The 5,808-nt window shown below is 61.7% G+C and carries 5 protein-coding genes; 3 read left to right on the forward strand and 2 right to left on the reverse strand.

The window, feature by feature from the left end; all coding sequences use genetic code 11:
- Window positions 1-219, forward strand: a 219-nt coding sequence (locus tag VEZ52_RS00050) for a 23S rRNA (pseudouridine(1915)-N(3))-methyltransferase RlmH (RefSeq protein ID WP_324834996.1), incomplete at its 5' end; no start/stop codon positions are given.
- Window positions 220-401: 182 nt separating this feature from the next.
- On the opposite strand, the gene VEZ52_RS00055 is transcribed toward VEZ52_RS00050, so the two are convergent.
- A complete protein-coding gene (locus VEZ52_RS00055; RefSeq protein ID WP_324834997.1) occupies window positions 402-2,891 on the reverse strand; it encodes an STT3 domain-containing protein in 2,490 nt (829 codons plus the stop codon).
- A gap of 142 nt (window positions 2,892-3,033) precedes the next feature.
- A complete protein-coding gene (locus tag VEZ52_RS00060; protein WP_414649492.1) occupies window positions 3,034-3,729 on the reverse strand; it encodes a 16S rRNA (guanine(527)-N(7))-methyltransferase RsmG in 696 nt (231 codons plus the stop codon).
- Between the two features lie 205 nt (window positions 3,730-3,934).
- Here VEZ52_RS00060 and VEZ52_RS00065 point away from each other — a divergent pair, with 205 nt between their 5' ends.
- Both VEZ52_RS00065 and argS read left to right on the forward strand, forming a co-directional pair.
- The gene (locus VEZ52_RS00065) at window positions 3,935-4,876 is read left to right on the forward strand and encodes an ACP S-malonyltransferase (protein ID WP_324834999.1); all 942 of its coding nucleotides are present in this window, start codon (window positions 3,935-3,937) and stop codon (window positions 4,874-4,876) included.
- A 192-nt stretch (window positions 4,877-5,068) separates the two neighbouring features.
- Window positions 5,069-5,808, forward strand: a 740-nt coding sequence (gene argS / locus VEZ52_RS00070; RefSeq protein ID WP_324835000.1) for an arginine--tRNA ligase, incomplete at its 3' end; no start/stop codon positions are given.

A 5,808-nucleotide genomic window follows, 5' to 3' on the forward strand; every position in this document is an offset into this window, starting at 1 on the left:
CTGGCAGACATGCTGCGCCAGATGGACCACGACGCCAAGGGCAGAGCCTGCTTTATCGTGGGCGGCGCATGGGGGCTGGATGAAGCCGTGCGCCAGCGAGCCAGCCGCTGCATCAGCCTTTCGCACATGACCCTGCCGCACGAGCTGGCCCGCGTGGTACTGCTTGAGCAGCTTTACCGGGCGGAATGCATTTTGCGCAAGGTTCCGTACCACCACTAGAGGTCTGTCTCTAACTGCTTCTTTTGTCCAACTGGCTGCGTCAGAAGGTTATTTTTACTCCAGTCATGTACAGTAAGAGTACACTTCTTTCGCAAAAATAACCTTTTTCCTTGCCCTTGGCGCAAAATCATCCAGTTAGACTGCCCTTGATTGCACATGCGACGGGCCGCAAGCGCAACCGCCTACAGAACCTCGTAAATCCTGGCGAACACGTTGTCGTACACCAGCTTGAAATAGGGCGAAACGCGGGGATCCTGCGGGTCGCCCACCAAAAGCTGCACCATCAGCGAATTGTACAGGCCCGCATCCATAGCAAGCTTTTCGTCCGTTACGCGGTTGAAAAGAAAGTTGATGTTGCGGCGCTTGGAAAGAAATTCGTGCTGTTCTTCGGGCGTTGCCGAGGGGTGCGCGTCAAACCAGTCCTGAATATAGTTGCGGCGCGTCACGCCGGTCTCTTCAAACACGCTGATAGATGATGCATAGATGGCGCTGCTGTTGCCCTCAAGCCGCACCTCGCCTGAATCAAGCTTGTAGGCAAGAGCCTGCGGCACGATGGAAAGCGCCCCGCCTTCGCCCGCACGGGTAACAAAATTCCAGTTGCCGAAATTGCTTATCCAGAAGCCAAGCCGCAGCATTTCAAAGCTCACCACCACATAGAGCCGCCCCTTGTTTTCAATGAGCGGGGTTTCGGGCGAGCGCAGCCTGTCCATGAGGGCCTGCGCGCCTTCACCATCAAGACCTTCAAACACGTTGCCCGGTTCGTTGCCGCACTGGGCCGTATAGCGGATGATCTGGCGCGCAAAGCGCGGGTTGTCTGTGGCAAAAACCGCTGCGGGCAGATAGAGGGACGGCCCTGCATGCTGCGCCCCATCAGCAATGGTCTGCCGCTGGGCAAAGTGGTTGGCGGCATAGCCCCAATCCCACCACAGCCAGAGCATGGCGTCGGGCGGGGTCATGGCCTTGGCGCGCGATAGCGCTTCGGCATGCCGCCGGTTGATGATTGGCCCCTGCGACATGGCCGGGATCATATCGGCAAAGGGCGCTACCAGCAGGGCCAGCAACACGCCGCTGGTCAGAATGCCCGCCACTGCGCCGCGCAGATCCACGCGCAGCAGCCTTTGCAACAGCCAGTAAAAGGGCAAGGTCAGGCCAATGGCCATGATGGGCGCGCCAAACATGACCATGCGGCCTCCCATCTTGACGCTCAGGATGCCCAGCCCTGCCAGCGGCAGCAAAAAGAGCGCGCCCGGACGGCGTATGACCACCAGGGCAAAACCCAGCAGGCCAAGCACCGCAGCTTCCATCCAGGGATGGAAGTAGGGGAAAATCTCGATGATGCCCAGATCCTGCACTTCAATGATGGACTGCGCCACCGAGGGATATTCCAGCGAAAGCCCGCCGCCAGTGCTTTTCACATCGCCCGTGTGTTTCACATAGGCATTAATGTGGTTCACAATGGACGTAAGAATTTCGCCCTGAAGCATCAAAAAACCAACGCCCGCCAGCAGAAGGGCCAGCAGCCATGGGCGGCACAGCAGGCGGCGCAGGCGGTAGCCTGTCTTCGTGCCCGCAGCCAGCAGCAACAAGCTGAAACTGAAGCCCCACGGCCCTGCCAGCGTAGGCAGAGCGTAGGCCATGCTGCCCAGAAGCAGCAGGGCGCGCCGCCCGCGAGGGGCCATCACCAAACTCATAAAGGCCAGCAAGGCCACATTGTAACGGATCAGATACGGAAAAACAGAATGCCATTCCTGCGTCCACCACGAAATGACGCCGGAACAGCCAAGCAGCACAACCCACTGCCAGCGCAGGGGATTGCCCATGTGGTCAGCCTGTTTGAGGCGCGGCGTCCAGTGGCCCTCGGGCTGATTGCGGGAAAAAAGGCGGCGCAGGCTCACCACGCCGGAAGTCATGGAAAGACGGCGCAGCACCATGCCTGGCAGCAGCATATAGCGCATGGCCCAACTGGCCGGGGCAAGGGTCATGAGCAGGGGGAAGAACAGGGTTACGAGGTCGGTATCGTAAAATCCCAGCAGGGTGCGTGCCAGAAAGCCCGGCGCAATGGACGTGAGTATGCCTGCGGCAACGCCAGCTTCAATGCTGCCCAGCGCCCACACCCAGGCAAAGGCGATAACCGCCACAAAGCTCGCCAGCAAGGCAGGGAACCAGAAGGCCACGGCTGCGGGGGAAGTGCCCACGAGGTCGGACATGGCCTTGAGCATCACAGCCATGGGGTGCCCCACGGCAAGGCCGAAATCTTCCGCGCCGGCCACCCATGTGTAGGCATCGTGCGTGGCCAGCAACCACTCGTTGCCAAGGCGGTATTCCGGATTTTGCCAGCAGGGCCATTCCAGCATGCGCAGGGCAAAGGCAAGGGCAAGCGTCACCAGCCCCCAGAACAGCCCCCGCGCCCAATAACGCGCAGAAGGCAGCGAACGTTTGCCGCTGTGCAACCTTGCGCCGCCAGTGGGCAACAGCGCTCCGCCGTGAACGGCATGTGAGGCGGCGTGCTGCTCCGCACAGGCTGGTTCCGCAGCAGGCAGCGTTTCCGATTCGGGGTGCGGCTGCCCGGTGCGCCGGGTTTCGTCTGCATCGCTTCCGGCAGGCGCGGCGCTGGCAGAGGCATGGGCTGCGGGGTGCATGGCGTTCTCCGTAAGGATCATGGTCCTGTTCATACTGGCATGCAGATGGCGGCAAAAAGTCCTGTGCGGCGGCTCTTGGGCCATCCTCGCGCATAACAAGGCCTGCGCGGTTCGCCACAAAGCTTTTGCAGGATTTGCGGACAAATCCTCGCCAGAACATTCAGGGATACGTGCTCTAGCCTGCCTGATGCGTTGCGGCATCATAGGTCAGCCGCTCGGCCTCTGCGCTGGGGGCAAGTGCCCAGAACCAGCGCGCGTGCCCGCCCACGACATAGGAGTGCTGCTCCAACAGACGCCAGGGCGCTGGCAGTTCGCTGGGGGCTGGCTCAAGCGCCAGCACAACCAGCGCGCCATTATCGTGCAGCCTGGGGCTGGCGAGGTCAAGCAGTTGCCGCCAGGGCATGAAGGCGCGGCTCAGGATGCAGTCCGCCTTGTAATACTGCCCCTGAAAAAAATGCTCCACCGGCCCTCTGAATATATGAGTGGAGGGCAACTGAAGGCGGGAAAGTACACTGGAGATGAACAGGGCGCGTTTTTCGCGCACTTCTATCATATAGTATGCGCCGCGCGTCCAGGCCATGCGCAGGGGAATGCCCGGCAGGCCAGCGCCCGCGCCAAGATCCCAGCACAGGGGAGCTTCGGGCAGATTGAGCTTGTCCAGAAAACCGGCCAGATGAAAACTGTCCACCGCCAGCCGGGTAAGCATATCCTGCCATGTGTGCGGGCCGACCAGATTCATGGCCTTGTTCCACTGGCAGAGCATTTCAAGATATACCGCCAGCGGCTCCAGAGCCGATTGCGGCACTTCCGCGCCCGAGGCCGCAGCCAGACGCGCCAATTCTTTTCTGTCAACCGATTGTCGCTGCATGATCCTTTCCTGCGCTTGTTCGCCCGTTGCGGGCCTTTCCGGCGTTTCTGCCGGGTTCACTGTCATATCCCCGCAGACCGGGACTTGCAAGCCCTGCGCCGATAACGTAAAAAAGAGGGCTTGCGCGCAATGCGCACCCTCAACGAACCCAAGGCCGCAAGGCCACGCCAATGCGCGCATGTGCGCGCCACTGGAGGATAAACCCCGCATGACACAAGCCGTTTTGCTCTTTCCCGGTCAGGGCTCGCAAGAGTCGGGCATGGGCCGCGATCTGGCCGAGACTTCTTCTGACGCCATGAACCTCTGGAAGCAGGCCGAGCGCATCAGTGGCCTGCCCCTGCGCGAAATTTACTGGGAAGGCGATGATGCCGCCATGAGCGACACCCGCGCCCTTCAGCCCGCCCTCACAGTGGTGAACCTGAACCTCTGGAGCGCAGTTGCCGCGCGCGCCAACGTGTGCGGCGCAGCCGGGCACAGTCTTGGCGAGTTCAGCGCCATGGCCGCAGCTGGCGTGCTTTCTGCCGAGAGCGCCCTTGAGCTTACAGCCCTGCGCGGTCGCCTCATGGCCGAAGCCGATCCCGACGGCAAGGGCGGCATGGCCGCTCTGCTCAAGCTGGATCAGCCCGCCATTGAAGAAATTGTGGCCGAAACCGTTGCCCAGTGCGGCGAGCTTTTGCTGGTGGCCAACTACAACACCCCCGGCCAGCTTGTTATCAGCGGGGCCAAGGCCGCCGTGGCCCTGGCCTGCCAGAAGGCCAAGGAGCGCAAGGGCCGTGGCCTTGAACTCAAGGTCAGCGGCGCGTTCCACAGCCCCATGATGGCCGAGGCCAACAAGGAGCTCACCCCCCTGCTGCGCAAGGCCGTGTGGAGCAAGCCCAGGTTCCCCGTATACTGCAATGCCCACGGCAAGGCCGTGACAGATGGCGAAAGCGCCCGCGAAAGCCTGCTTGTGCAGATGACATCCTCCGTGCAGTGGATAGACACAGTGCGCAACCAGTATGCCGACGGCGCGCGCCGCTGGCTGGAGCTTGGCCCCAAGGCCGTGCTCGGCAAGATGGTTGCTCCCTGCCTTGCAGGAACCGCCACGGCGGAAGACCTTGCCATTGAGCTCGTTAACAACGCCGAAACAGCGGCGGCCTTTGCAGGATAGATTTTTGCGGAGGAAGGCCTTTCATGCGGAAGGCCTTCCCCGCCTTGCCTGAAACTTTTTCTTCATGCGCCTCCGTGCGGTACTGCCGCAACCGGCCTGCGCATGAACCTGAAACGGGATTCCCGGCGGCAGTGCCCCGGGCCGCCCGAGGCGTAAAGCCGCAACCGTTGCACAATAAAGGACACCAGCACTATGCGCGCCATTGACACCCTGCGCACGGCCCTCAAGGCCATTATTGAAGAAGAAGGCCTTGCCTGGCCCGTCAAAACCGTTATTGAACCGCCCCGCGACCCCAAACACGGCGATCTTTCCGTCAACTCCGCCATGCTGCTCGCCAAGGAAGCCAAGGCCAACCCCCGCGAGCTGGCGCAGAAATTCACCCAGAAGCTTGTGGAGCGCTGCCCCGAGGTGTCCCATGCCGAAGCCGCCGGCCCCGGATTCTGCAACGTGACCTTCACGCAGGATTTCTGGCGCGCCACCGTGGCCGACATTGAAGCTGCGGGCAAGGAATACGGCAAGAGCACGGGCGGCGCAGGCAAAAAAGTGCTGCTGGAATATGTTTCCGCCAATCCCACTGGCCCCCTGCACGTGGGGCACGGGCGCGGCGCGGCCGTGGGCGACAGCCTTGCCCGCCTGCTGCGCGTGGCTGGTTATGACGTTAACACCGAGTACTACATCAACGATGCCGGTCGTCAGATGCGCCTGCTGGGCCTTTCTGTATGGCTGCGCGCCAAGGAACTGGCCGGAATGCCCGTTACCTGGCCCGAAGACTACTACAAGGGCGATTATATCATCGACATCGCCCGCGAAATGCTGGATGCCAACCCCGCCCTCGTGGAACTGCCCGACGCCGAAGGCCAGGACGTGTGCTACGACAAGGCCATGAACGACATCCTGAACGGCATCAAGGACGACCTCAACGAATTCCGCGT

Origin of the sequence: Desulfovibrio sp. (assembly GCF_035644575.1) — a bacterium.
In the GTDB taxonomy this organism is placed as follows: domain Bacteria; phylum Desulfobacterota; class Desulfovibrionia; order Desulfovibrionales; family Desulfovibrionaceae; genus Desulfovibrio.

Excerpts from the sequence above, each read along its gene's own strand:
- VEZ52_RS00055 (WP_324834997.1), bottom strand. The coding sequence starts at position 2,891 with ATGAACAGGACCATGATCCTTACGGAGAACGCCATGCACCCCGCAGCC.
- VEZ52_RS00065 (WP_324834999.1), top strand. The coding sequence starts at position 3,935 with ATGACACAAGCCGTTTTGCTCTTTCCCGGTCAGGGCTCGCAAGAGTCG.